The 23,942-nt window shown below is 73.1% G+C and carries 21 protein-coding genes; 11 read left to right on the top strand and 10 right to left on the bottom strand.

The window, feature by feature from the left end; translation table 11 throughout:
• The first annotated feature begins 2 nt into the window (after positions 1-2).
• The 4 genes from ACIBTX_RS00675 to ACIBTX_RS00660 all read left to right on the top strand — a co-directional run bounded on the left by ACIBTX_RS00675 (position 3) and on the right by ACIBTX_RS00660 (position 4,280).
• Positions 3-1,280 carry an ABC transporter permease gene (locus ACIBTX_RS00675; protein WP_363661274.1) on the top strand — a complete coding sequence of 426 codons (1,278 nt, stop codon included), beginning with the start codon at positions 3-5 and terminating at the stop codon, positions 1,278-1,280.
• A gap of 113 nt (positions 1,281-1,393) precedes the next feature.
• Positions 1,394-2,098: a cytidine deaminase gene (locus ACIBTX_RS00670; RefSeq protein ID WP_357171840.1), complete on the top strand. Its 705-nt coding sequence runs from the start codon at positions 1,394-1,396 to the stop codon at positions 2,096-2,098.
• 129 nt (positions 2,099-2,227) lie between these two features.
• A complete protein-coding gene (locus ACIBTX_RS00665) occupies positions 2,228-3,508 on the top strand; it encodes a thymidine phosphorylase (protein WP_363661279.1) in 1,281 nt (426 codons plus the stop codon).
• A 91-nt stretch (positions 3,509-3,599) separates the two neighbouring features.
• Positions 3,600-4,280, top strand: a complete 681-nt coding sequence (locus ACIBTX_RS00660) for a DUF4272 domain-containing protein (protein ID WP_357130398.1) — start codon at positions 3,600-3,602, stop codon at positions 4,278-4,280.
• Between the two features lie 2 nt (positions 4,281-4,282).
• Here ACIBTX_RS00660 and ACIBTX_RS00655 read toward each other — a convergent pair whose 3' ends face one another.
• Positions 4,283-5,191: a putative RNA methyltransferase gene (locus ACIBTX_RS00655; protein WP_357171839.1), complete on the bottom strand. Its 909-nt coding sequence runs from the start codon at positions 5,189-5,191 to the stop codon at positions 4,283-4,285.
• Position 5,192: 1 nt separating this feature from the next.
• On the bottom strand, positions 5,193-5,684 hold the full coding sequence (locus ACIBTX_RS00650; protein ID WP_357130392.1) for a MarR family transcriptional regulator: 492 nt from the start codon (positions 5,682-5,684) through the stop codon (positions 5,193-5,195).
• A 59-nt stretch (positions 5,685-5,743) separates the two neighbouring features.
• Here ACIBTX_RS00650 and ACIBTX_RS00645 point away from each other — a divergent pair, with 59 nt between their 5' ends.
• Both ACIBTX_RS00645 and ACIBTX_RS00640 read left to right on the top strand, forming a co-directional pair.
• Positions 5,744-6,157, top strand: coding sequence for a PPOX class F420-dependent oxidoreductase (locus tag ACIBTX_RS00645; RefSeq protein ID WP_363661275.1), 414 nt, complete (start codon positions 5,744-5,746; stop codon positions 6,155-6,157).
• 44 nt (positions 6,158-6,201) lie between these two features.
• Positions 6,202-7,275 (top strand): adenosine deaminase, encoded by a 1,074-nt coding sequence (locus tag ACIBTX_RS00640; protein ID WP_363661276.1) that lies wholly within the window; start codon positions 6,202-6,204, stop codon positions 7,273-7,275.
• Between the two features lie 6 nt (positions 7,276-7,281).
• Here the strand turns inward: ACIBTX_RS00640 and ACIBTX_RS00635 are convergent, their stop codons facing one another.
• A complete protein-coding gene (locus ACIBTX_RS00635; RefSeq protein WP_355048938.1) occupies positions 7,282-7,599 on the bottom strand; it encodes a hypothetical protein in 318 nt (105 codons plus the stop codon).
• A gap of 503 nt (positions 7,600-8,102) precedes the next feature.
• On the opposite strand from ACIBTX_RS00635, the gene ACIBTX_RS00630 reads away from it, so the two are divergent.
• From ACIBTX_RS00630 to ACIBTX_RS00615, 4 genes are all read left to right on the top strand, one after another.
• Complete coding sequence (locus ACIBTX_RS00630; protein ID WP_357130383.1) at positions 8,103-11,696, top strand: nitrate- and nitrite sensing domain-containing protein; 3,594 nt, start codon at positions 8,103-8,105, stop codon at positions 11,694-11,696.
• Entirely contained in the window at positions 11,693-12,097 is a 405-nt protein-coding gene (locus ACIBTX_RS00625) for a roadblock/LC7 domain-containing protein (protein WP_007455462.1), read from the top strand. Before ACIBTX_RS00630 ends, ACIBTX_RS00625 begins: the two co-directional genes overlap by 4 nt.
• A 98-nt stretch (positions 12,098-12,195) precedes the next feature.
• Positions 12,196-12,573 carry a DUF742 domain-containing protein gene (locus tag ACIBTX_RS00620; RefSeq protein WP_357130437.1) on the top strand — a complete coding sequence of 126 codons (378 nt, stop codon included), beginning with the start codon at positions 12,196-12,198 and terminating at the stop codon, positions 12,571-12,573.
• A gap of 1 nt (position 12,574) precedes the next feature.
• Complete coding sequence (locus ACIBTX_RS00615; protein WP_334628720.1) at positions 12,575-13,168, top strand: ATP/GTP-binding protein; 594 nt, start codon at positions 12,575-12,577, stop codon at positions 13,166-13,168.
• A gap of 241 nt (positions 13,169-13,409) precedes the next feature.
• On the opposite strand, the gene ACIBTX_RS00610 is transcribed toward ACIBTX_RS00615, so the two are convergent.
• Entirely contained in the window at positions 13,410-15,818 is a 2,409-nt protein-coding gene (locus ACIBTX_RS00610; protein ID WP_357130434.1) for a transposase, read from the bottom strand.
• 39 nt (positions 15,819-15,857) lie between these two features.
• Positions 15,858-16,838, bottom strand: coding sequence for a DNA primase (locus ACIBTX_RS00605; RefSeq protein WP_396831779.1), 981 nt, complete (start codon positions 16,836-16,838; stop codon positions 15,858-15,860).
• A 160-nt stretch (positions 16,839-16,998) separates the two neighbouring features.
• Between ACIBTX_RS00605 and ACIBTX_RS00600 the strand changes: the two genes are divergently transcribed.
• Complete coding sequence (locus ACIBTX_RS00600) at positions 16,999-17,340, top strand: helix-turn-helix transcriptional regulator (protein ID WP_357130377.1); 342 nt, start codon at positions 16,999-17,001, stop codon at positions 17,338-17,340.
• A gap of 12 nt (positions 17,341-17,352) precedes the next feature.
• Here the strand turns inward: ACIBTX_RS00600 and ACIBTX_RS00595 are convergent, their stop codons facing one another.
• From ACIBTX_RS00595 to ACIBTX_RS00575, 5 genes are all read right to left on the bottom strand, one after another.
• Positions 17,353-18,027: a permease prefix domain 1-containing protein gene (locus tag ACIBTX_RS00595; RefSeq protein WP_357130374.1), complete on the bottom strand. Its 675-nt coding sequence runs from the start codon at positions 18,025-18,027 to the stop codon at positions 17,353-17,355.
• Positions 18,028-18,136: 109 nt separating this feature from the next.
• Positions 18,137-19,951 (bottom strand): thiol reductant ABC exporter subunit CydC, encoded by a 1,815-nt coding sequence (gene cydC, locus ACIBTX_RS00590; protein WP_396831778.1) that lies wholly within the window; start codon positions 19,949-19,951, stop codon positions 18,137-18,139.
• Positions 19,948-21,624: a thiol reductant ABC exporter subunit CydD gene (gene cydD / locus ACIBTX_RS00585; protein WP_357171834.1), complete on the bottom strand. Its 1,677-nt coding sequence runs from the start codon at positions 21,622-21,624 to the stop codon at positions 19,948-19,950. The genes cydC and cydD overlap by 4 nt, the downstream gene beginning before the upstream one ends.
• On the bottom strand, positions 21,621-22,628 hold the full coding sequence (locus tag ACIBTX_RS00580; RefSeq protein WP_357171833.1) for a cytochrome d ubiquinol oxidase subunit II: 1,008 nt from the start codon (positions 22,626-22,628) through the stop codon (positions 21,621-21,623). Before ACIBTX_RS00580 ends, cydD begins: the two co-directional genes overlap by 4 nt.
• 11 nt (positions 22,629-22,639) lie before the next feature.
• Positions 22,640-23,893 carry a cytochrome ubiquinol oxidase subunit I gene (locus ACIBTX_RS00575; RefSeq protein ID WP_357130358.1) on the bottom strand — a complete coding sequence of 418 codons (1,254 nt, stop codon included), beginning with the start codon at positions 23,891-23,893 and terminating at the stop codon, positions 22,640-22,642.
• Between the last annotated feature and the right edge of the window lie 49 nt (positions 23,894-23,942).

Below are 23,942 nucleotides of genomic sequence, written 5' to 3'. Positions count from 1 at the left end.
GCATGTCCACCATGGCTGTCCCCGACGTCGCGGTCGGCGTCGACGAGGGTTTCTGGACCCGGACCCGCAAGGTCGGCCTCACGCTGACGGCGCTCGGCCTGCTGGCGGCGGTGCTGTTCGGTGCGCTCGCCACCGACCAGCAGGCCCGGTTCACGCTCAGCGACGACGCGGCCGGCGCCGCCTTGGAGATCAACGGCACGATCGGCGCGATCCTGTTCGGGATCATCACGATCGCCGCCGGCGCGGCCCTGCTCGCCGGGGTGCCGAAGCGCTGGTTCCTGCCGGTGCTCGGCGTCGGGCTGGTCGCCTTCGTGCTCTCCTTCCTCTGCTGGCAGGTCTCCGCCGCGCCGACCGGGCAGAACTTCATGCCGCTGGTCAACATCATCCGGGGCACGTTCATCCTGGCCCTGCCGCTGATCTTCGGCGCGCTCGCCGGTGTGCTCTGCGAGCGGTCCGGCGTGGTCAACGTGGCCATCGAGGGGCAGTTGCTGATGGGCGCGTTCAGCGGCGCCCTGTTCGGCAGCCTCTCCGGCAACGTCTGGGTGGGCCTGGTCGCCGCCGCCATCGGTGGCGCGTTCATCTCGCTGCTGCTGGCCGTCTTCGCCATCCGCTACCTGGTGGACCAGGTCGTCATGGGCATCGTGCTGAACCTGCTCGCGGTCGGCGTCACCGGCTTCCTCTACGAGCGGCTGATGCAGACCGACGCGGAGAAGTACAACAGCGCGCCGCGCTTCAGCAACTGGGAGATCCCCCTGCTCAAGGACATCCCGGTGCTCGGGCCGGCGCTGTTCCGCGGCAACATCTTCCTCTACGTCGGCCTGCTCCTGGTGCTGGTGATCCACATCGGGCTGTTCCGCACCCGGTGGGGCCTGCGTACCCGGTCGGTCGGCGAGCACCCGATCGCCGCCGACACGCTCGGGGTCAGGGTGCTGCGGGTGCGCTACCGCAACGTGCTGCTGGCCGGTGTGGTCGCCGGTATCGGCGGCGCGTCGTACACGCTGGCGCTCTACTCGTTCACCAAGAACATGATCGGCGGCAAGGGCTTCATCGCGTTGGCCGCGCTCATCTTCGGCCGGTGGAACCCGACCGGGGCGCTGCTCGCCGCGCTCTTCTTCGGCTTCGCCGACCAGCTCGCCACCTACCTGAGCGCGATCAACAGCTCGATCCCCAGCCAGTTCCTGGCCATGCTGCCCTATCTGGCGACCATCCTGGCGGTCGCCGGCCTGGTCGGTCGGGTCCGGGCGCCCGCCGCCGACGGCAAGCCGTACATCAAGGGCTGACACCCACCCTCGTTGTGTTGATCAAGAGGTTTGCGTCAGGAACATCGCCGTTCCTGACGCAAACCTCTTGATCACCGCTGCAGGGGTTGGGGGTTTTTCCGGAGAATGGTGCTATGAGCGACATTGACTGGGCGCGGTTGCGCGCTGCCGCCGTTGAGGCGATGCGGCACGCGTACGCCCCGTACTCGACCTTTCCCGTCGGCGCGGCCGCGCTGGTCGACGACGGTCGTGTGGTGGTCGGATGCAACGTGGAGAACGCCGCGTACGGGGTGACGCTCTGCGCCGAGTGCGGAGTGGTGTCCAGCCTGCACGCCACCGGTGGCGGTCGGCTCGTCGCGCTCTCCTGCGTCGACGCCACCGGCGAGCCGCTGATGCCGTGCGGCCGGTGCCGGCAACTCCTCTGGGAGAACGGCGGCCCGGAGTGCCTGATCGAGACGAAGACCCGCCCGCTGCGGATGGCCGAGCTGCTGCCGCACGCCTTCGGCGTCCAGGACCTGGAGGCGGTCACCGGTGAGACGCCGGTGCCGGTCGTCCCGGAGCGGCTGGCCGCCTGGCGCGGTCGCGGCACCGTCTTCGTGCACCCGGACATGTCCGCCGGGCAGCAGGTCTGGACGGCGTACTGGGAGCGGTCGGCCGGGGACGACGCGGGCGCCGAGACCGGTGTGCTGGAGGAGGCGCCGAGCTGGGACGATCCCGCCGAGGCGATCACCTGGGGAATGGCCCGGACGCCCCGGGTCGTCGTGGTGGACGAGACCGGCACGATCTTCTGGGCCGGCGAGGGGGAGCCGCCTCTGGAGATCCCGGTTCGTTGGGGCTGAGCTTTGGGGATTGGGCCGACCGTGCCCGGCTCCGGGCGGTCAGGCTTGATCCCTCCGCCGGGCACGTCGGCCCAATCCCTGACCTGCTAACGGAACGCGGCCGGTTCCCCAGAGAACTAGGAAGATCTTCTGATGAGTTTTGCTGCTGTTGATGTTATTCGGGTCAAGCGGGACGGGGGTGTGCTGTCGGACGCGCAGATCGACTGGGTGATGGACGCCTACACCCGCGGGATCGTCGCCGACGAGCAGATGTCGGCGCTGGCCATGGCCATCCTGCTCAACGGCATGACCGGCCCGGAGATCGCCCGGTGGACCGCCGCGATGATCGCCAGCGGTGAGCGGCTCGACCTCTCGGCCGTCCGGCGTCCCACCGTCGACAAGCACTCGACCGGCGGCGTCGGCGACAAGATCACCCTGCCGCTCACCCCGTTGGTGGCCGCCTGCGGAGCGGCCGTTCCGCAGCTCAGCGGGCGCGGCCTCGGGCACACCGGCGGAACGCTGGACAAGCTGGAGTCCATTCCGGGCTGGCGGGCCGCGCTGACCAACGACGAGTTCATCAGCCAGCTCGGCGAGGTCGGCGCGGTGATCTGCGCGGCGGGCGCGGGGCTGGCTCCCGCCGACCGCAAGCTGTACGCGCTGCGCGACGTGACCGGCACCGTCGAGGCGATCCCGCTGATCGCCAGCTCGATCATGAGCAAGAAGATCGCCGAGGGCACCGGCGCGCTGGTCCTCGACGTCAAGGTCGGCTCGGGCGCCTTCATGAAGTCCGTCGACCAGGCGCGCGAGCTGGCCCGCACGATGGTGGAGCTGGGTGGCGCGCACGGCGTCCGGACGGTCGCTCTGCTCACCGACATGTCGACCCCGCTCGGCCTGGCCATCGGCAACGCGGTCGAGGTGACCGAGTCGGTCGAGGTGCTGGCCGGGGGCGGCCCCGCCGACGTGGTGGAGCTGACCCTCGCGCTGGCCCGGGAGATGCTCGACGCCGCCGGCCTGCCGGACGCCGACCCGGAGGCCGCCCTGCGCGACGGGCGGGCGATGGACTCCTGGCGGGCGATGGTCCGGGCGCAGGGCGGCGACCCGGACGCGCCCATGCCGGCCGCCCCCGAGGTCGAGGTGGTCCGGGCCGACCGGGACGGATACGTGGCGGCCGTCGACGCGTACGCCATGGGGGTTGCGGCCTGGCGGCTCGGCGCGGGCCGGGCCCGCAAGGAGGATCCGGTCAGCGTGCCGGCCGGTGTGGTGTTGCACCGGCGGCCGGGCGACGCGGTGCGGGCCGGCGACCCTCTCTACGAGCTGCGCGCGGAGGATTCGACCCGAATTCCGGCGGCTCTGGCGGAGGCAAGTCGCGCGGTGCACATTGCGCCGACCGCGCCGAGCGCGGCACCGCTGGTCATCGAGCGGATCGGCTGACCGGGCCGGGGTCGGGCCGGCGTGGTGCCAGTCACCTGGGAGCGCTATTGTCGCAGGCCAAAGGCGTCGCGTGCAGACAGGAAGTTGCCCCGTGACCGTACCTGCCCCCGACCCGCGCGAGGTGCGCGAGGCGAGCCTGGACGAGCTGTCCCGGCTCGGTCTGCCGCTGCCACCGGCCCAGTTTCCGCTCGTGTGGGAGCCGGGTGACGCGATCGAGCTGCGTCCCCGGGCCGAGATCGAGGCCCGGATCGCCGTGCTGCACCTCATCCTGGCCCGCTGCTTCGGGATGCCCCCGCAGGCGGCGATGAGCTGGCTGCTCGGCTCGCACCTGGTCGAGATGGTCACCCCACCCGAGTGGCAGTTCGTGATGGGCGGCAAGGGTGACCACCGCTCGTTCGTGCTGCACCACGACGCGCTCTTCGCGCTGGCCTGGGTGCTGGGGCTGAGCAAGCAGCTCGACCCCACCCTGGCGGTGGACGATCGGCTGGTCGAGCGGCTGCCGCACATCGCCGAGGGGGAGACCTTCGGGCGCTGGCAGTCCCGCATCCTCGCCGCGCCGCAGCATCCGGCCGACGCGGCGGCCCTGCTCGACCTGCACTACTGCCTGGACTGGGCGTACCTGGAGACCGAGCGCAACGGTCGCCCCCTGCCGGGCCTGGTCGACGCCAACGCGATCGGGCAGCGGCGCTGGGCGCTGGAGTGGGCGGTGATCCTGCGCGGGCCGTACCACGACGAGCCGCCCGGTTGGGAAGAGGTCGACCTCTCGACCTGAGGTCAGCGGGGCCGGTAGGCGTCCAGCCGGACCGCCACGGACACCCGGGCGGGCTCGGGCAGCGCGGCCAGCCGTTCGGCGAGCGCGGCCGGGTCGGTGTGCCAGGCGCTCGGACCCATCCCGACCAGCGTGGCGATCTCCGGCCGGGTCAGGGTCAGCTCCGCGCGGTGCACGGTCGAGCTGACCGGCGTGAAGTGGCCGCCCAGGGTGGCGGTCACCCGGTCGGCCTTGTCCGGGTCCACCCGGAGCAGGCGTAGGGCGTCCACCAACTCGGTGAGGTGCTCGTCGGCGGGCGTCACCACCAGCAGCGTGCCGGCGCGGTCGAGCACCCGGTGGAACTCCGGGCCGTTCCGCGGGGCGAACACGTTCAGCAGCACCGCCGCCGCACCGTCGGCCAGGGGCAACCGCTGCCAGGTGTCGGCGAGGGCCGCAGCCGCCCGGGGGTGCGCCCGCGCCGCGCGTCGCAGCGCCGGCTTGGCGACGTCCAGGGCCAGACCCACGGCGTCCGGCAGCGCCGCCAGCACCGCGCCGAGGTAGCGGCCCGTGCCCGCGCCGGCGTCCACCACCAGGGGGTACGCGTCAGAGCGCTCGATGCGTACCCCTGCTGTTGGCTCATCGGAAGCGGGCGTGGCGCGAAGCCGCGCGACTGCCTCGGTCGCGGCGGCGGCGAGCGCCGTCGAGATGATGTCGTAGTGGCCGGCGGCCTGGAACTCCGCGCGTGCGGCGACCATCTCGGCGCTGTCGCCGACGTGCGGCGCCCGACCGGTGAGCAGGTTCACGTAGCCCTGACGCGCGACGTCGAAGGTGTGCCGGCGTGGGCAGCGCAGCGCACGGGCGTTGCCGGCGGCGGTCTCGGCCAGCGGTTCGCCGCAGACCGGGCAGCTCAGCCGGTCGAGGATGCGCGGGTCCACGTCAGGCCTCCGGGCCCCGGCGGGGACGAGGCGCGCGGCTCTGCGCGAGGTGGTCGACGACCCGGTGGGTGAACGCGCCGAGCGCCTCGACCTCGGCCGGGGTGAGCAGGTCGAGGAAGTGCTGCCGGACGGCGCTCACGTGGCCGGGGGCGGCGGCCTCGATGGCGTTCCGACCGGCCCGGGTGAGCACGACGATCGCGCCACGGGCGTCGTCCGGGCACTCCTGCCGGGTCACCAGGCCGCGCTGCTGCATCCGGGTCAGGTGGTGCGAGAGTCGACTGCGGGACCAGAGCATCCGGTCGGCAAGTTCGCTGAGACGCAGCCGGCCCTGCGGCGTCTCGGAGAGGTCGGAGAGCACGTCGTAGTCCGGCTCGGACAGGCCGGCGTCCTGGGTCAGCTCCCGGGCCAGTTCCAGGTCGAGCAGGCGACGCATCCGGCGGTAGCCCCGCCAGGCGCGGTCCTGGCGTTCGTCCAGCCACCGGGTCGCTTCCATGCCGCTCAGCCTAACGTCTTGGTTGACATGTCATCGAATCGCCTCCTACGGTCGATGACATGTCAACCAAATTGTGGGACCTCTTCGGCGCCCGAGGGCGCGGCGTGCTCGTCACCCTGCGCCGCGACGGCCGACCCCAACTGTCGAACCTCGACTACCTGGCCGAACCCGGGCTGATCCGCTGCTCCACCACGGGCGACCGGGCCAAGGTGCGCAACCTGCGCCGTGACCCCCGGGCCAGCTTCCACGTGACCACGCCGGACGGCGGCGCGTACGCGGTCGCCGAGGGAACCGTGACGCTCACCGAGCCGGCATCGGCGACCGGCGACGCGGAGGTCGACGAACTGGTCGAGGTCTACCGGGGGATCCGCGGCGACCACCCGGACTGGGTGGACTACCGCGCCGCGATGGTCGCCGACGGGCGGGTGGTCCTGCGACTCGCCGTCGACCGCGTCTACGGCTGGCTTGGATGAGCGGGCTGGCGTGGCCGACCGCCGCAGGTGACTAGGGTCTGGGCATGGTCGCAACTACCCGGTACGAGGACATCGTCAAGGTCCCGAAGGCGCTGCTGCACGATCACCTCGACGGCGGGCTGCGTCCCGCGACGATCGTGGAGTTGGCGGCCGAGGCGGGGCACGAGCTGCCCACCACCGACCCCGAGGCGCTCGGACGCTGGTTCTCCGCGGCCGCCGACTCGGGGTCGCTGGAGCGCTACCTGGAGACGTTCGCGCACACCGTGGCGGTCATGCAGACCGGACCGGCGTTGCGCCGGGTGGCGCGCGAGTGCGCGCTGGACCTGGCCACCGACGGCGTCGTCTACGCCGAGGTCCGCTTCGCTCCCGAGCAGCACCTGGAGCGGGACCTGACCCTGGACGAGGTCGTCGAGGCCGTGCTGGCCGGGTTCGCCGAGGGAACCGCCCAGGCCGCCGAGGCGGGCCTGACCATCCGGGTGGGCACGCTGCTCACCGCCATGCGGCACGCGGCCCGCTCGCAGGAGATCGCCGAGCTGGCCGTGCGGCACCGGGACGCCGGCGTGGTCGGCTTCGACATCGCCGGCGCGGAGGCGGGCTTCCCGCCCACCCGCCACCTGGACGCCTTCGAATACCTCCAGCGGGAGAACTTCCACTTCACCATCCACGCCGGTGAGGCGTTCGGGCTGCCGTCGATCTGGCAGGCGATCCAGTGGTGCGGCGCGGACCGGCTCGGTCACGGCGTACGGATCGTGGACGACATCGCCCCGGACGGCACGCTCGGTCGGCTGGCCGCGTACGTCCGGGACAAGCGGATTCCCCTGGAGCTGTGCCCGTCGTCGAACGTGCAGACCGGTGCCGTGGCCTCGATCGCCGAGCACCCGATCGGTCTGCTGCGGGACCTGCGGTTCCGGGCCACCGTCAACACCGACAACCGGCTGATGAGCGGCACGTCGATGTCGCGGGAGATGTCGCTGCTGGTGGAGACGTTCGGCTACGGCTGGCGCGAGTTGCAGTGGTTCACCATCAACGCGATGAAGAGCGCCTTCATCCCGTTCGACGAGCGGCTGCGGATCATCGACGAGGTGATCAAGCCGGCGTACGCCAAGCTGCTGGCCTGATCCTCGTCAGCCGTGCGGGTGGTCCTGTCGGTGGTGGGTGTGGTGGCCGGCGAGCAGGCCGGCCACCCGGCGCAGCACCTCCCGGGCCCGGGCCGCCTCGGCGCCCAACCCGGTCTGGCGGCGCAGCACCTCGGGTTCGGCCCGCAGCAGGGCCACGCCGCGCCGGACCAGCACCCGGGGCGCCTTGCGCTGCTCGGACAGGTCCCGGGCCAGTCGGCGCAGGAACGTCGCTCCGCGCGGGCGGCGCAGCGCGTACGCCCCGGCGAGCAGCCCACGGCGGCGGCACTCCTCGACGATCTCGGCGGCGAAAATCCCTTCGGCCACGAAAAGTGGCGATCCGTCGACATCAAATGGCCGGGTGGCCACCCGTCGATCCGCGCCGATCGCATAAACCGGCACATCGGCACGTCCCTCGCGGGCCAGTCGCGCAATCGTTTCGACGGCCGTGGAGGCGTCCCAGGACTGCGGCGATTCCCAATCGACCTGGCCGTTTCGTCGCGGCAACGTAGGGTCATCGCCGTCTTTGTAGAAGTCGTCAAGGCACAGCACAGGTAAGCCGGTTTGCTGCGCTATGTACGACTTTCCGGAGCCTGAGGGGCCGGCGAGCAGGACAACACGGTGGGGATGATCCATTACCTTCAGTTACTCCGGCCAGACGGACTGCTATCAAATCGCATCAACATCTCATCACACTCTCGGCCGGTGACAACCTGGGCTTTCTTCTTGTCGAGCGGCGTGATGGAATCTCGGGGGTCCGACCCGCCGGGTCGGTCGCTGGGCGTTGCCCGGGGCAACGCGTTTCAAGCTGTAATCGCGAGGGCGGTGACGTGAGCAAACGGCCAAAGACGGCGGGCTCCTTCCTGTCGCGACTGCGCCGGCCGGCCAGTCGACTCCGGGACATGCCGATCTGGTCCAAGCTCGGTCTCATCATGATCGTGCCGACCATCGCCACGGTCGTTGTGGGCACCAGTGGTCTCGTCGACCACCTGGACACGCTCAACAATGCCAACCGGGCCGGCGACCTGGCCAATCTGTCGAGCTACTCGGGTGAGCTGGTCGACAAGCTCCAGGACGAGCGGACCTCCGCCGTCCTGCTGCTGCAGGCGACCGGGACGCAGCCGAAGGCGCAGTACCAGGAGGCCTACAACCGGGCGAACAGCCGGGTTGACCAGGCGATGTCCCCCTACCGGCAGCAGCGGGGCGACATCGAGGACCTGCCGGGCAGCCTTGAGGGCGTGCTCGGCGGCATCGACCAGAACCTCAAGGACCTGCCGGGCGTCCGCAGCCAGGTGTTCAACGGCAAGCTCAAGCTCGCCGAGGCGGTCCAGGCGTACGAGGGTCTGATCAACGACCTGCTCGCCATCCGGGACTCCGCCACCCAGCTCGCCGGCAACAACGAGCTGAGCGACCGGATGCGGGCCGCGGCGGCGGTCGCCCGGGAGAAGGAGTTCCTCTCGCTCCGGCGGGTCGTCGTGCACCGCGCGCTCGGCGTGCAGGGTGGTCAGCGGCTGACCCCGGCGCTGCGCACCGACTACATCGCCAGCGGCACCGGCCAGCAGCAGGCGCTGCAGAGCTTCAAGGCGGTGGCCAGCCCCGACGAGGCGAAGTTCCACGACCAGACGGTCGCCGGTGGTGACCGCCGCGAGGCGCAGAACTACATCGGCTGGATCGACGGCAACACGACCGGCGACATGCGCGGCGCTCCGTTCGGCCCGGACCAGTGGGAATCGGCCATGACGGCCAACGCCAAGCTGATCCGCGCCGTCGAGACGAAGCTCGACGGTGACGTGGTCGCCGAGGCCGACAACATCCGGTCGGACGTCCAGCGCCAGGTGTTCCTGGAGACCGGCCTGCTGCTCAGCATGCTGCTGCTGGCCATCCTCTTCGCGTACCTGGTCGCCCGCTCGATGGCCCGGTCCCTGCGCGAACTGCGCCAGGGCGCCCTCTCCGTCGCCCAGTACGGCCTGCCGCAGGCGGTGGCCCGACTGCGCGACCCGCAGGTCGTCGGGCAGCTCTCCCCGGTGCAGTTGGCCAACCAGATCGCCGAGCCGCTGCCGGTCCGGAGCAAGGACGAGTTCGGTCAGGTGACCGAGGCGTTCAACGCCGTCCACCTCGAAGCCGTCCGTACGGCCGCCGAGCAGGCGGCGCTGCGCGCCTCCGTCGCGACCATGTTCGTCAACCTGGCCCGTCGTTCGCAGATCCTGGTCGACCGCCTCATCGGGCACCTCGACCGGCTGGAGCGCGGCGAGGAGGACCCGGACCGACTGGCCGAGCTGTTCCAGCTCGACCACCTGGCCACCCGAATGCGGCGTAACGACGAGAACCTGCTCGTTCTCGCCGGCGCCGACTCCACCCGCGTGCAGCGCGAGCCGGCGGCGCTCATCGACGTGCTGCGCGCCGCGCAGTCCGAGGTCGAGCACTACACCCGTATCGAGTTCGGCGTCATCGACCGGGACATCGAGGTCGCCGCGCACGCGGTCAACGACCTCGTGCACCTCGTCGCCGAGCTGTTCGACAACGCCACCGCGTTCTCGCCTCCGGACTCGCAGGTCATGGTGGAGGCCCGCCGGGTCGGTGACCGCGCCTCGCTCTACGTGGAGGACCGCGGCATCGGCATCAGCCGCGAGCAGCTGCACGAGCTCAACGACAAGCTCGCGACGCCGCCCCAGGTGGACGTGGCCGTCTCCCGCATGATGGGCCTGGTCGTGGTCGCCCGCCTGGCGTCGCGGCACGGCGTGCGCGTCGAGCTGCGTCCCGGGTCCGACCGTGGCACGGTCGCCGACGTGACCATGCCCACCTCGGTGCTGGTGCCCCGGGCGCTCTCCGGCCGGGTCCAGCAGCCGCCGGCCCTGCCCGCCGCCGGTCCGCAGTCCACCCCGCCGTCGCCGGTTCTCGGCGCGCTGCCCGCGCTGGGCAACGGGTCGCGCCCCGGCGAGTCCGGCAACCAGGTCACCCTCGGCGGTCGGCCATTCGACCCGGCATCGCGCAACGGTTCCGGTACGCCCGCCAACACCGGCGCGTACCGCTCGATGCCCGCCTGGTCGGACCTGACCGGCGCGAGCGCGAGCGCGACGAACGGCGTCAACGGCGGCGACGGGTTCACCCCGCGCTCGGCCAACGGGCAGTCCATCGACCCACTGCCGCAGCGCCGGGCCGGCGACGAGCCGAACGGCGGCCAGCAGCCGACCATCCCCCGGCAGCTGCCCAGCAGCCCGGAGGCCCAGCCGTACTCCGCGCCGCCGGTCTCCGCCCAGCCGTACTCCGCCCAGCCGTACTCCGGCCCGCCGGTCTCCGCCTCGCCCGCGTCCGGTCAGCCGTACTCCGGCCAGCCGTACTCGGGTGCGCCGTACGGCGGTCCGCCGGTGTCCGCCGCGCCCGTCTCGGCCTCTCCGGCCTCCGGTCAGCCGTACTCGGCGCCGCCGGTCTCCGGCCAGTCGTTCAGCGGCTTCACCCCCCGGTCCGCCCCGCCCGCACCGGCGCCCGGCACCCCGGCGCCGCCGGCCTGGCCGCCGGTTCCCGGCGGCGAGCGGGACACGCAGACCCCGCCGGTGCCCGAGCGGCTCGCCGCCGCCCTGGACATGACGACGGAGCTGCCCCGGGTGCCGCGCCCTGGCGAGCAGCCGACCACCGCGGCCCAGCCGCCGGCTCCCGCGCCGCAGGCGTCGCCGGTCGCTGCCCCGCAGACGCCGGTATCGTCGATGCCGGCCGCGCCGGCCCAGACGTCGTCGGCCCGCCCGGCACCGCAGCAGCCGCAGGCCCAGAACCGCCAGCGGTACGCGGACGAGACGATGGAGCTGCCGATCTTCCGGGAGCTTGAGTCCGCCTGGTTCCGTACCCGCCGTCCGGGTTCGGAGGAGGCCGGTGCCGCGCCGTCGACGAACGGCGGCGACGCGACCCAACAGTTCGCCACGGTCGATGCCACCGGTCGGGCAGTCAAGACACCACCCGGAACGACAGGTAACACACCGATGGCAGACACTCCGACGGCCGGAGGAGCGCCGCGGGACAACGGGTCGACAGCGAACGGTGGCGGACGCCCCGACCTCGCCGAGGGCCTACCGAACCGCCGGCCCCAATCGCCGAGCAACGGCTGGCAGACCGCCGCCGACGACGGCTGGCGTGCCGCCTCGGCAGCGGCCAGCGCGGCGCCGGTGAACGAGACCACCACGACCGGCCTGCCCAAGCGCAAGCCGATGGCGCAGCTGGTGCCGGGCGCGGTGGAGAAGCCCGTCACCTCGGTCCAGCGGCGCTCCCCGGAGGCGGTCCGTGGCCTGCTCTCCGCCTACCATCGGGGCGTGCAGCGAGGGCGTAGCACCTCGGACAACCCGACCAGCCCGGAGGAGACTCCGGGAGGGCAGCAATCCTCGCAGTCTGGCTCAGGCTCAGCGGCCGGGAGCGGGCAGAAGGAGCAAGAAGGATGACAACTACGCAGGATCTTGGTTGGCTGCTGGCCAACTTCGCCGATCGGGTGCCGGGTGTCGCACACGCGGTCGCCGTCTCGGCGGACGGCCTGCTCCTCGCGTCGTCACGGGACCTGCCGCGGGACCGGGCAGACCAGCTCGCCGCGATCGCGTCCGGTCTGGTCAGCCTGACCCAGGGAGCGGCCCGCTGCTTCGAGGGAGGCGCGGTGCTGCAGACCGTCGTGGAGATGGACAATGGCTTCCTGTTCCTGATGTCCATCTCGGATGGTTCCTCCTTCGCCGTGCTGGCGGCCCGAAGCTCCGACGTCGGGCAGGTCGGCTACGAGATGGCGCTACTGGTCGACCGGGTGGGCGACGCCCTGACCCCGCAGCCGCGCGCGGCCGCGGGCATGCTGGGCTGACGTCTCGCCGATCGTGCGGTCGGCGCAACTGATACGACAAGGACGACGAGTTCCACCGGTGGGAGCCGGTACGGGGTGCGAAGGAGGTGAGCGGCGACATGGCCGATCGTGACGAACCGACCGGAGCGTTGGTCCGTCCATACGCCGTGACCCGTGGTCGAACCCGTCCCCGGCTCGACATCGCGCTGGAGGCGCTCGTCGAGACGACGGTGCGCGGCCGGGCCACTGCCAATGGCAGCGGCGGCCAGGGCCGCGAACACCAGTACATCGCCGCGCTGTGTGACGGACGCGTGCAATCGCTCGCCGAGATCGCGGCGCGGATGCAGCTGCCGCTCGGTGTGGCCCGGGTGCTCATCGCCGACATGGCGACGGACGGCCTGGTCGCGGTCCACGAGCCGACCATCCTGGACGACTCCGACGACGCGGTGGGCACTGAACTGCTGGAGAGGGTGCTGAGTGGACTTCGCAGGCTCTGACATGTCGCACCGCCCACCGACCCCGAGTGGGCGCGTGACGTCGGCGAAGATCGTTATCGCCGGTGGATTCGGCGTCGGTAAGACGACGCTGGTCGGCTCGGTCTCGGAGATCACGCCGCTGACCACCGAGGCCATCATGACCTCGGCCGGCGTGGGCGTCGACGATACCCGGCAGGTGCCGGGCAAGACGACGACCACGGTGGCCATGGACTTCGGCCGGATCTCGATCGACCGTGACCTGATCCTGTACCTGTTCGGTACGCCGGGTCAGACCCGATTCTGGTTCATGTGGGACGAACTGGTGCGGGGTGCGATCGGTGCGGTCGTGCTGGTGGATACCCGCCGGCTGGCCGACTGCTTCGCGGCGATCGACTTCTTCGAGCACCGGCGGCTGCCGTACCTGGTGGCCATCAACTGCTTCGACGGGATGCAGTACCACGACCCGCAGGACGTCCGGGACGCCTTGGCGATCTCGAGCGACGTGCCGGTGGTGGCCTGCGACGCCCGTAACCGGGAGTCGACGAAGCACGTGCTGATCTCGCTTGTCGAGTACGTGCTCACCATGCGTCGTACCCGCGCCGTCGCCCCGGCCTGACCGGTAGGCTTTCGCGCCCGGTGGTGGTTCCGACCGCCACCGGGCGGGCGATGCTGCCCACCCACCCACGCGCGCGACCAAGAATCCTGGAACGGCCCGCAGAGGCCCTTCCAGGATTCTGTGCGTCGCGGGCAGTGCCGCCCGTGACGGCGCGGCCCGCCGAGTTCGCTCCTGAACGCACTCCCGCCCCCAGCCATGTCGGCGGTGGGGGCGGGAGGAGGAACGGACGCTACCGAGGCGCTCAGGACTGGTAGCCGGCCGACCGGTACTCGTACTCGCGGTCGTCGTCGCGGTCCCCGTGGTCGCGGCTGAAGTCCCAACCGCCGGCGGCCTCGCGGCCCGGACGACCGCCCACCGCGAAGCCGCCGATCTCCTGACCGCGACGCCAGCCACGGAAGTAACCCGTGGTGTTCTCCGCGAGGCTCGCCGCGTCCCGCACGATCCGGAGTGGACGCTCCTCGCGCAACGGGGAGCCCGGGACCAGGTTGGCCTGCGGAACGCGCTTCGGCAGGCCGGCGTTGGTCTCGGCGCCGACCGCGGGGCGGGCGGCCTGCTCGGCGGCCTGCCATCCGGTGTCGGCGGTGGTCGACCAGTCCAGGTCGGACTCGTCGTCGCCGTGGCCCACGAACCAGGCGGACTTGGCCTGCGCGAAGATCAGCAGGTCGCCGTCACCCTCGTCGGCGACCGGCGGCGGCCGGTGCTCGACCGGGGGCGGCGGCCGGTGCTCGGCGGCCCGCTCGACCAGCGGTGCCGGACGGCCGTTGCGGTTGGCCTGCTCACGGTCGACCAGCCGCAGCGGCGGAGCGTCCAGGCGAGGCTCGCCCGAGGGTGGGTTGAGCCCTTCCCGCAGCGCCCGGTCGGCCAGCGGCGGCGGCTCGACCAGCCGCAGCATGGGAGGTTCCTGGGGTAGGTCATCGGCCAGCCAGGGTGGCGTGACCCGCCCGTCGGCCCGACCCGGGTCCGTCGGGGCTTCGACGCCCCGGTTACCGCCGTACGGGTAGGCGACCGGATTGTTCGGCGAGCTGTCGGCCGGGTCCTCCGGGTTGTTGACCAGAGGCCAGTTCGCCCGGGACCCCGGGGGGGCGGACAACTCCTGCTCCGGCCGGGGAGCGGGCACCGGGATGCTGAGGTCGGTGACGCTGAACCCACCGGTGGGTGGGTCCTGGACCGACGGCCGCTGCGGGTGGCCCTGCCGCTCGCCGTTGGTCTTCGGGCGGGGCGGGATGACCGTGCGCTGCCGCTCGGCCCGAGCGCTGTTGATGGCGGCGGTGGTCAGCGTGGGCCGGAACGGTTCGCCCGCCTCGGCCGGTGGCACCGCACCCCGCTGGGTCGGCGCGATCGGGGTGATCCCCGGTGGCGGGGGCGGAGGCGACGAGACCGGCCGGTTGGTCGGGCCGTCGATCCGGCTCGGGAGCGGCTCGGCACGACCGGGTGGCGCGGACACCGGCGGGCCGGCCACGGCGGCGGGCGCGATCGGCGCGGGCGCGACCGGTGGCGGGGTGACCGGAGCGGGTGCGACCGGTGGCGGGCCGAGTGGTCGAGGCGAGGCCAGGGGGGAGCTGCCCGGGGCGGGCTCCGGCCGGCTGCGTCGGCCACCGACGGGCGTGGGCTCGGCGGGGGTCGGGGTCGGTCGGACGGAGCGCAGGCCGCTGCCCGCGCCCGTGCCGGCGAGACCGGTCAGCTCGCCGACGGCTTCGCCGCGTCGGGCGGCGGCCCGGCGGCCGGGAATCGGCGCGGGGGTGCTGACGCGGGCGCTGAGCGCGCTCACCAGCGCCTCACAGCCCGCGTCGCAGGCCCGTACGGAGGCGACGGCCTGCCGGACCGTCTCGGCCACGGCAGAGGTGAGCGCCCGGTTGACGGCGGCGCGACGTGGCGTCTCCGAGATGGCGACCCGCAGCGCGGTGACCGCCTCGTTGATCTCCTCGGCGTCGGCGACCCCGTCTGCCGCGAGGTGAGCGGCGATGGCGTCCGCGGCGACGGAGACTTCGCGGCCACGGGCAATGGTGCCGCCGAGCATGCCGGGCTCGGGCAGTGCGTCCAGCACGGCCAGCGACACCGGTTCGGCCGGGTCCGGGTATGCGCGCAGCGCCGCCGGATACAGCTCCCGCAGCACCTCGCGCAGCGCCACGGCGGCGGAGTGCCGGCCGCTGGCCAGGGCGGCGTGGGCGGCGAGTACCTGCTTGTAGCCGGCGAGGTCCCGGGGAGCGGGCAGTGTGACGGCGGAGAGAGCGCCGGCCTGCAACGCGCGGGCCAGGCCGACGGCCCGGCGCTCGGCCGGGGGTGACTGCATCTCCTCCAGCGAGTCGTCGTCGGCGAAGCGCTCGGCGAAGTCGTCCACCGAGTCGTCGTCGGCGATCGCCAGGGGCCGACCCGCCGCGCTCAACAGCGAGGTGACCGTGTGGTCGTCGCTGTCGGCGGCGATGGCCGCACCGCTCGGCCCGCCCGACCGCTCCACGAGCAGCGCGACGAGCTGGGCGTAGCCGGCCGCGTCGTCGCCGATCTCGCAGACATGCAGCAGACGGCCTGCGTCGTCGACCACAGCGGACGTCAGCGTCGAACCGGCCGAGGCCGGTCGGTCAGCCGAATCCGCCGAGGCCAGACCGCAGTACACGCGCACGAGCGCCACGGCGTCGTCCTCCTCCCGGGACAGGTCTTCCTACTGCCAGCAACTGATGCTCCCCGGTACGGGTCAGTCGCGCCAGTCCACCACCGCAGAGATCTTGCCGACAATGGTGCGCCAACCCAAACTCGCGGTTTGTGCCCCGATCTTCTTCAGCCGTCGCCGGCCCATGAAGGCGCCGATGCCGCCGTTGGCCGTGGCGCGGAGCGCCTCGTCCAGGTCGTCGAGGCTGGAGCCGGCGGAGAGCATGTCCAGGACCGCAGGCAGGCGCAACGCGTACGACAGGTCGCGGGCGACCTCGCCGGCCTCGATCAGCAGGGTCGAGTCCCAGGTGTCGTGGCCGCCCCGCAGGTTCTCCACGACGAGGTCGAGTTCGTAGGTGTCCTCGTCGAGCGGCACGATGTCGGCCGGCTCCACCCGTTCGGACAATTCATTCCAGCTGTCCAGTTGGGACAGATCGTTGGGCGCGCCGGATCGGACGAAACTGACCAGCGACTCGGGGGCCTTGAACAGCAGCAGCTTGCCCCGGTGGCTGAGGAAGACCGGCACCTCCTCGTCGTCCGCCTCGTCGGTGGCGTCCTCGTCCTCGTCGGCGTCCTCGTCGGCGGTGGCGTCGGCATCACCGTCGGCGTCGGCGTCGCGGCGACGGCGCGAGGACTTCTCCTCCTCGTCGGCGTCGGCGAACTCCTCGGCCAGCTCCTCGTCCAGGATGACGACCGTCTCGTCGTCCTCCTCCTCGATGACCTGGCGGCGGGCGAGGAACGGGTCGTCCTGGTCGCGCTCGGTCACGTCGGTCGGGGTCAGCGAGCCGGCCGTCCGGTAGGCGCGCAGCGTGAAGCCGGTACCCGCTGGTAGGGCGATCTCGACCGGGTCGATCCGCAGCTCTTCCCAGAGCGACCTGTCGACCGCCGCGCGGGGGGTGTCGTCGGCCTCGTCGGCCTCGTCTGGCTCGGCCGGGCCGGTGGTGTCGTCGAGCTCGGGCTCGTCGGCGTCGGGCCGTTGGGGCGACTGGCGGGCCACGCTGACCTCCGTGTGCTTCGGGTTGCCCACCCACCGGGGTCTCCGACCGGCGAGTGACTCTGGGCACATACCCTAGTCGGCGACTCGGGAAGCCCGGAGCCCGCACCCCGGTGGCCGGCCGGGGAACGTCTCGTACCTGCGGGTGCGCGATGGTGGCGGACCGGCCGCCGGACAAGTAGCGTAGCTACACATGAAGGCCCAGTCGCTGCACGGTCACCTCGACGCCCTTCTGCTCGCCGTCCTCGAACAGGGGGCGCTGCACGGCTACGCCATCATCGAGTCCCTGCGGACACGCAGCGACGGCAGCCTCGACCTGCCCACCGGCACGATCTATCCGGCGCTGCGCAGGCTGGAGCGGGCCGGGCACGTGGCGAGCGCCTGGAGCACCGTCAACGGTCGGGAGCGGCGGACGTACCAGCTCACCGACTCCGGCCGCCGCGCGCTGGCCGGGGAGCGGGCCGGGTGGCAGGAGTTCCGGGTGACGGTCGGTCGGTTCCTCGACCCCGGCGGCGCGCCCGTCACCCCCGCCTGAGCGGCGACCGGGTCAGCGGGCGGTGGCCCGTACCCAGCTGCGCGCCGCCCGCGTCAGCGAGAAGTTTCCCGCACCCACCACCACCATGCCGACGATCATCGGCGGCCAGGTCAGCGCCGCGTCCCACAGGTCGATCGACCACACGAAGAGGGCGCCGCCGGCCGCCATGCCGAGGGCCAGCGTGCCGGTCAGACCGACGCCCACCGCTCGCTGCGCCACCGCCAGGTGGGGTCGCGACGACCGTGCGCTCGCCCAGATCACCAGCAGCCCGGTCACCGCGAGCAGCAGCCCGCCGGCCCAGATCCAGTCGACCGAGGCGGACAGCAGCCGGTAGGCCGCGGGCGGCTGTGGACCGGCGCTCCAGCTCGACCCCTGCCACGTGAGGTCGCCGGCCGCCACCAGGACTCCGGCCACGGCCAGCATCCGCAGGGAGAGGCCGCGCAGGGCGGCCACCGCCAGCTCCGCCTGCCAGGAGGGCAACAGCTGCGCCGGCGCGCCGAACTCGGCCACCGCCCGGCGCTGCGCCTCCGTGGTCGGCACACCCCTTTCGCGGTACGCGTCGACGGCGTCCAGCAGGTCGTGACGCGCCTCGGTCAACAGCTCCGACTTCAACCGCGCCGGGCCCTGCAACCGGGACCCCAGGTCCCGCAGGTGCTCCTCGACCAGGAAGTCGTCCGCATGCCGCATGGCACCACCCTGCCACGGGCGCGCGGGCGTCCACGTCGGGGACAACCCTGGTCCGTCCCCGAAACACGCCGCTGGTCGTCGTTCGGGCCCGCCGCAGGCCGGCCAGTTCTTATGAAACAGGCCCTGAGGGCGCGAACGCCAGGTACCCACGCTCCGCCGCTGCCTGGAGAAGCCACTGGTCCCGGTACCAGCCGGGGACGGCGACCAACTCGGCGTGCCGGCCCCGCTGGATCACCCGACCGCCGTCGAGGACGACGATCTCGTCGAGGCCGGCCAACCCGCTGAGCCGGTGACTGATCAGCAGGACCGAGTGCCCGGCGGGGGCGGCGGCGAGGGCGGAGGCGAGCACCGCGTCGGCGGCGGCCGGGTCCAGGCCCTCGGTGGGCTCGTCGAGCACCAGCACCGGCGGCGCGGCGAGCAGGGCCCGGGCGAGCGCGAGCCGTTGCCGCTGACCGCCGGAGAGTTGGCCGCCCTCCTCGCCGACCAGGGTGTCCCAACCGGCCGGCTGGGCGTGGACCCAGTCCAGCAGGCCGGCGGCCGTCATCGCCCCGGTCAGCTCGGCCTCGCTCGCGCCGGCCCGGCCGAGCAGCAGATTCTCCCGGACGGTGGCGTGGAAGACGTACGCCTCGGCGAGCAGCCCACCCACGACCCGGGGCAACTCCTGCTCGCCGTACGCGGACAGGTCACGGTCGGCCAGGGTGACGTGCCCGGCGGTGGGGCGGACCGCACCGGTCAGCACCGCGGCCAGGGTGCTCTTGCCGGCGCCGCTCGGGCCGACGACAGCGATGCGCCGGCCGGCGGGCAGGTCCAGGCTCAGCCGGTCCAGCGCCGGCGCGGCACCGACCCGGTACCGCACGCTCACCTCGACGAAGCGCAGGTCGTGCGGGCCGGACGGGTCCACCCCGGCGGCGGAGGGCGAGTGGGCGGGCGGGGCGGCGTCGAGGAGAGCGGCGACCCGGGCCAGGCCGGGCCGCAACTGGGTCCACTGCCGGGCGGCCGAGACCAGGGCCAGCGCCACCTCCACGGCGGCGAGGGTGCCGACGGCCAGCACCCCGACGAGGACACCCCGTACGTCGGCGGCCAACGCGACCAGCACCACGGCGGCGGCGGTCAGCCCGGCGACCAGCACCCCGACCGCGTCCACCGCGAAGCCGGTGGCCGCCAACCGGCGTTCCAGGCGAGCCAGCCGACCGGCCCGCCGCTCGGCGGCGCGCAGCGCGGCGTCGGTCGCCCCGAACGCGGCCAGGTCGGCGGCGCCGTGGGTGAGGTCGACGGCGTCGGTGGCCAACGCGCCACGCAGCGGCGCCACCTCGGCCGCGCTGCGACGGGTGACCACGGTGGCCAGCGCCGGCAGCGCCACACCGGCGACGACCAGGCCGACGGCGAGCACCCCGGCGGCCGGTGCGGAGATCAGTGCCGCCCCGAGCACCGCCAGCACCCCGACCAGGGCTGCCGCCGCGCCGGGCACCAGGACCCGCAGCAGCAGATCCTGGACGGCCTCGACGTCGGAGACCAGCCGGCTCAGGACGTCCCCCGAGCGGTGTGGGGTGTGGCGACGGGCCGCGAGGGTGGCGAAGACCCGGGCCCGCACGTCGGTGATCATGCGGAGGACCGCGTCGTGCCCGGCGAGCCGTTCGGCGTACCGGAAGACACCCCGGCTGATGGCGAGGGCCCGGACCGCGACGATCGCCACCGTGAGGCGGTCCAGTGGAGGCCGGCCGGCGGCGCTCATCAGCAGCCACGTGGCGGTGGCCATGAGGGCGAGACCCGCGAACTCCGTGGCGGCGGCGAGCAGCCCGGCGCCGGCCAGGCGACCCAGGTACGGGCGGGCCAGCCGCAGCACGGCACGCTCCGCGGCGACCCGCCCGGTCGGTACGGCGTCGGCCTCCGGCGCGGGGTCCACCGGCTCTGGCACGGTGTTCATCTCCTCACCTTCGGAGTCGGCTCGGGCGTCAGCTCGGTGACCCGCCCGTCCTCGACGCGCAGGACGCGGTCGGCGTCGGCCAGCAGCGCCGGTCGGTGCGCGACCAGCAGCGCGGTCCGGCCCGCCACCAGCCGGCGGGTGGCGTCGAGCACCACCGCCTCACTGGCCGTGTCCAGCCGCGCGGTGGGCTCGTCGAGCAGCACCACCGGCGCGTCCCGCAGGAACGCCCGGGCCAGCGCCACCCGCTGCCGCTGCCCGCTGGAGAGTCCGTGGCCGCGCTCGCCGAGCAGTGTGTCCAGACCGTCGGGCAGGCCGGCGACCACGTCGTCCAGGGCCGCGTCCCGCACCGCGGTGGCGACCGTCTCTGCTCGGGTGTCCGGAGCGCCGAGCCGGATGTTGTCGGTCAGCGAGGCGGCGAACAGGTGGGCGCGCTGCGGTACCCAGGCGAGCTGTCGACGCCAGGCGTCCAGGTCGGCGGTGGCGAGGTCGATCCCGTCCACGGTGACCCGACCCTCGGTCGGCGTCACGAAGCCGAGCAGCAGACCGAGCAGCGTGCTCTTGCCGGCGCCGCTGGGCCCGATGACGGCGATCCGTTCGCCGGGCCGGATGGTCAGGGTCACGTCGCGCAGCGCGGTGGTCCGCTCGTACGCCACGGTCACGGCCTCAAGGTGGATCGCACCGCGCCCGTCGGGGACGGCCGCGCCCTCGGCGGCGCGGGGGGTGGCCGGCGCGGCGGAGACGGTGAGCGCCTCGTCCAGCGCCGTCAGCCCTTCCATGCTGGCGTGGAAGCGGCTGCCGGCCGCCCGGAGCGGCAGGTACGCCTCCGGCGTGAGCAGCAGCACCAGCAGCGCGGTGTGCAGGGCCAGCCCGCCGCCGAGCAGCCGGATGCCGACCGGCACCGCGACCAGGGCCACCGAGAGGGTGGCGACGAGTTCCAGCACCAGCGCGGAGAGGAACGCGATCCGCAGCGTCTTCATGGTGGCGACCCGGTGCCCGTCGGCCATCCGGCGCACCACCTCGGTCTGTGCCCGGGCCCGACCGAACGCCCGCAGGGTCGGCAGCCCGGCGACCATGTCCAGGAAGTGCCCGCCCAGCAGGGCGAGCCGCCGCCACTGCCGCTCGGTGGCGGCCTGCGCCTGCCAGCCCAGCAGCGCGCCGAAGACCGGGATCAGCGGCAGCGTCAACGCGATGATCAGCGCCGAGCTCCAGTCGGCGAGGACGATCCGCGCCAGCACCGCCACCGGCACCGTCACGCTGAGCACCAGCTGCGGCAGGTATCCGGTGAAGTACGCGTCCAGCGCGTCCAGCCCGCGCCCGGTGAGGGTGGCCAGCTCGCCCGCCCGCTGCCCCGCCACCCAGCCCGGCCCGTGCCGGCCCACCGCGCCGAGCAGGTCGGCCCGCAGGGTGGCCTTGACCGTGGCGGCGACCCGCGCGGACACCGTGCCCTGCGCCCAGACCAGCGCCGAACGGGCGGCGACGGCGAGCACGAAGCCCGCCAGCGCCGGCCGGTTCAGGCGCCCGTCGAAGGCGGTGGCCAGCACCGTCGCCAGGGCGGTGGCCTGCGCGACGATCAACGCGGCGGCGGCCACGCCGAGCAGCGCGAGCACGGCGAGGTCGCGCCGGGCCGCAGGGACCCGACGCAGCAGACGCGGGTCGAACGGACGGCGGTTCACCAGTACACCGGTGCCCTACCGTCGGTCCGTCCCCGGAAAACCCACCAGCACATCGCCTGGAAGCCTAGTAGGGCCGGCAGCAGCGGCAGCGCCACCCAGCCGAGCAGCCGCAACGTCGGCGCACTGGCGGCGGCGTCGGCCACCGTCAGTGAGGCGCCCGGGTCGGCCGTGGACACCAGCACGTAGGGCCAGAGGGCCGCGCCGACGAGCGCCACCGGCAGCGCCAGCGCCGCGCCGGTGGCGACCAGGGCCCACCCCGGCCGCCGCCGCGCCAGCGCCGTCCGGGCCGCCAGCAGCGCCGCCACCAGCAACACCGGCAGGAGTACGGCCACCGCCGGTCGCTGGACTGCGTCGCGTACCCGGCCGGAGAGCAGGCCGACGACGGTGGCGAGGCCGACCGCGGCGAGTGCCACCGGCATCAGCCGACGGGCCGTGCGTCCGGCCACGGCGGCGGCGTCGGATGGCAGGCGCAGCGTGAGGAACGTCGCACCGTGCACCGCGACCAGGGCGAGCATGGCCAGCCCGGCGGTGGCGGCGAACGGGGTGGCCAGGTGCGACACCCCGGCGACGTGCCCGTCGGCCTGGCGGGGTACGCCCTGCAACAGCGCGGCCAGCACCACCCCCCAACCCAGCGCGGCGAGCGCGCTCCCAACCACGATCACGCGGTCCCAGCGGGCGCGGACCCGCTCGTCGCCCGGTCGGCTACGCAGTTGCACCCCGGCGGTGACCAGGACGACCCCGACCAGCGCGCCGGCGACCGCCGGATAGCAGCCGGCGAGCAGTTCGCCCTCCAACACCGGGAAGGCGCCGAACAGGATGCCCACGGCGGCGACCAGCCAGACCTCGTTGCCGAGGAAGAACGGGCCGAGGGCGGTCAGCGCGGCCCGCCGTCCGGCCGGGGTGCCGCCCCGGGCGAGCAGCAGCCCGACGCCGTAGTCGTAGCCGGCGAGCACGAGGTAGCTGGCGAAGAAGAGGCCGAGCAGGGCGTACCAGGCGAGGTCCACGGGTGATCTCCTCAGGCGAGCACGGGTTCCGGCTGAGCCGGTTCGGTGGGTGGTGCCGGCGGACGGCCGAGAGCCGGGTCGGCAGCGCCGCGGCTTGCGTGCCGGGCGAGCAGCACCCAGTTGGTGACGGCGAGGGTGCCCAGCAGCAGGCTGAAGCCGATCAGCGAGGTGAGCATCACCGGCGCGCCGACCCCGGAGACGGCCTGTTCGGTGGGGAGCAGCCCGTATGCCACCCAGGGCTGGCGGCCGACCTCCCGGGCGATCCAGCCGAGGATCACCGCGACGAACGGCAGCGGCGCGCCGAGCAGGATCAGCCAGAGCGGGAAGCGCAGCCGGATCACCCAGTCGCGGAAGAGCAGCGGCAGCAGGAACCAGACGCAGCCGAGCGTGAAGCCGATCAGGATCATGAAGCCCAGCCCGACGCTGGCCAGGGCCGGCGGGGTGTAGTCGCCGGGGCCGAACCGCGTCGTCCACTCGCCGATCAGCGCCTGCGCCTCAGGACTGTTCCCGCCGAACTTGGTCGGCTGCACCGTGCCGACCGGCCCGAACTGGGCGAACCCGAAGCCCTGCACGAGGCTGATCGCCAACGCCGAGGTGACCAGGCCGATCCGCAGCGAGGTGCGAAAGAGCGCGAAGTCGGGCGTACGTCGGATCAGGTGCCACGCGCTGACCGCCGCCATCAGCATCCCGCCGACCAGGAGCGCGGCGGAGACCACGTGCCCGAACGCCATGCCGAGACTGGGATTGGTGAGCAGCGCGCCGAAGTCGGTGAGGTGGGCGATGCCGTCGCGGACCTCGTACCCGACGGGGTGTTGCAGCCAGGAGTTCGCCACCATGATCCAGAAGGCCGAGGCGTACGCGGTGAGCGCCACGCCCCAGAGCAGCGCCAGGTGGACGCCCTTGCCGAGTCGGTGCCAGCCGAAGATCCACATGCCGAGGAACGTGGACTCCAGGAAGAACGCCACGAGTGTCTCGATCGCCAGCGGCGCGCCGAAGACGTTGCCGACGTAGCGCGACAGGCCGCTCCAGTTCAGCCCGAACTGGAACTCCATCACGATGCCGGTGGCGATGCCGAGCACGTAGTTGATCACGTAGAGCTGGCCCCAGAACCGGGTCAGTCGCTCCCACTTCGGATTGCCGGTGAGCACCCAGGCGGTCTGCATGCCGACCAGCAGGGTGACGAGGCCGAGCGTGACGACCACGAACAGGAAGTGGATCGACGTGGTGGTGGCGAACTGGAGGCGAGCGAGGAGCAGCGTGTCCATGGCCGGCTCTTTCCTAGCTGTTGGCTCCCTTGTCATAGCTACCCTACAC

It is taken from the genome of Micromonospora sp. NPDC049359 (genome assembly GCF_044466585.1).
In the GTDB taxonomy this organism is placed as follows: domain Bacteria; phylum Actinomycetota; class Actinomycetes; order Mycobacteriales; family Micromonosporaceae; genus Micromonospora.
This window is presented reverse-complemented; position numbering and strand designations above follow the sequence as displayed.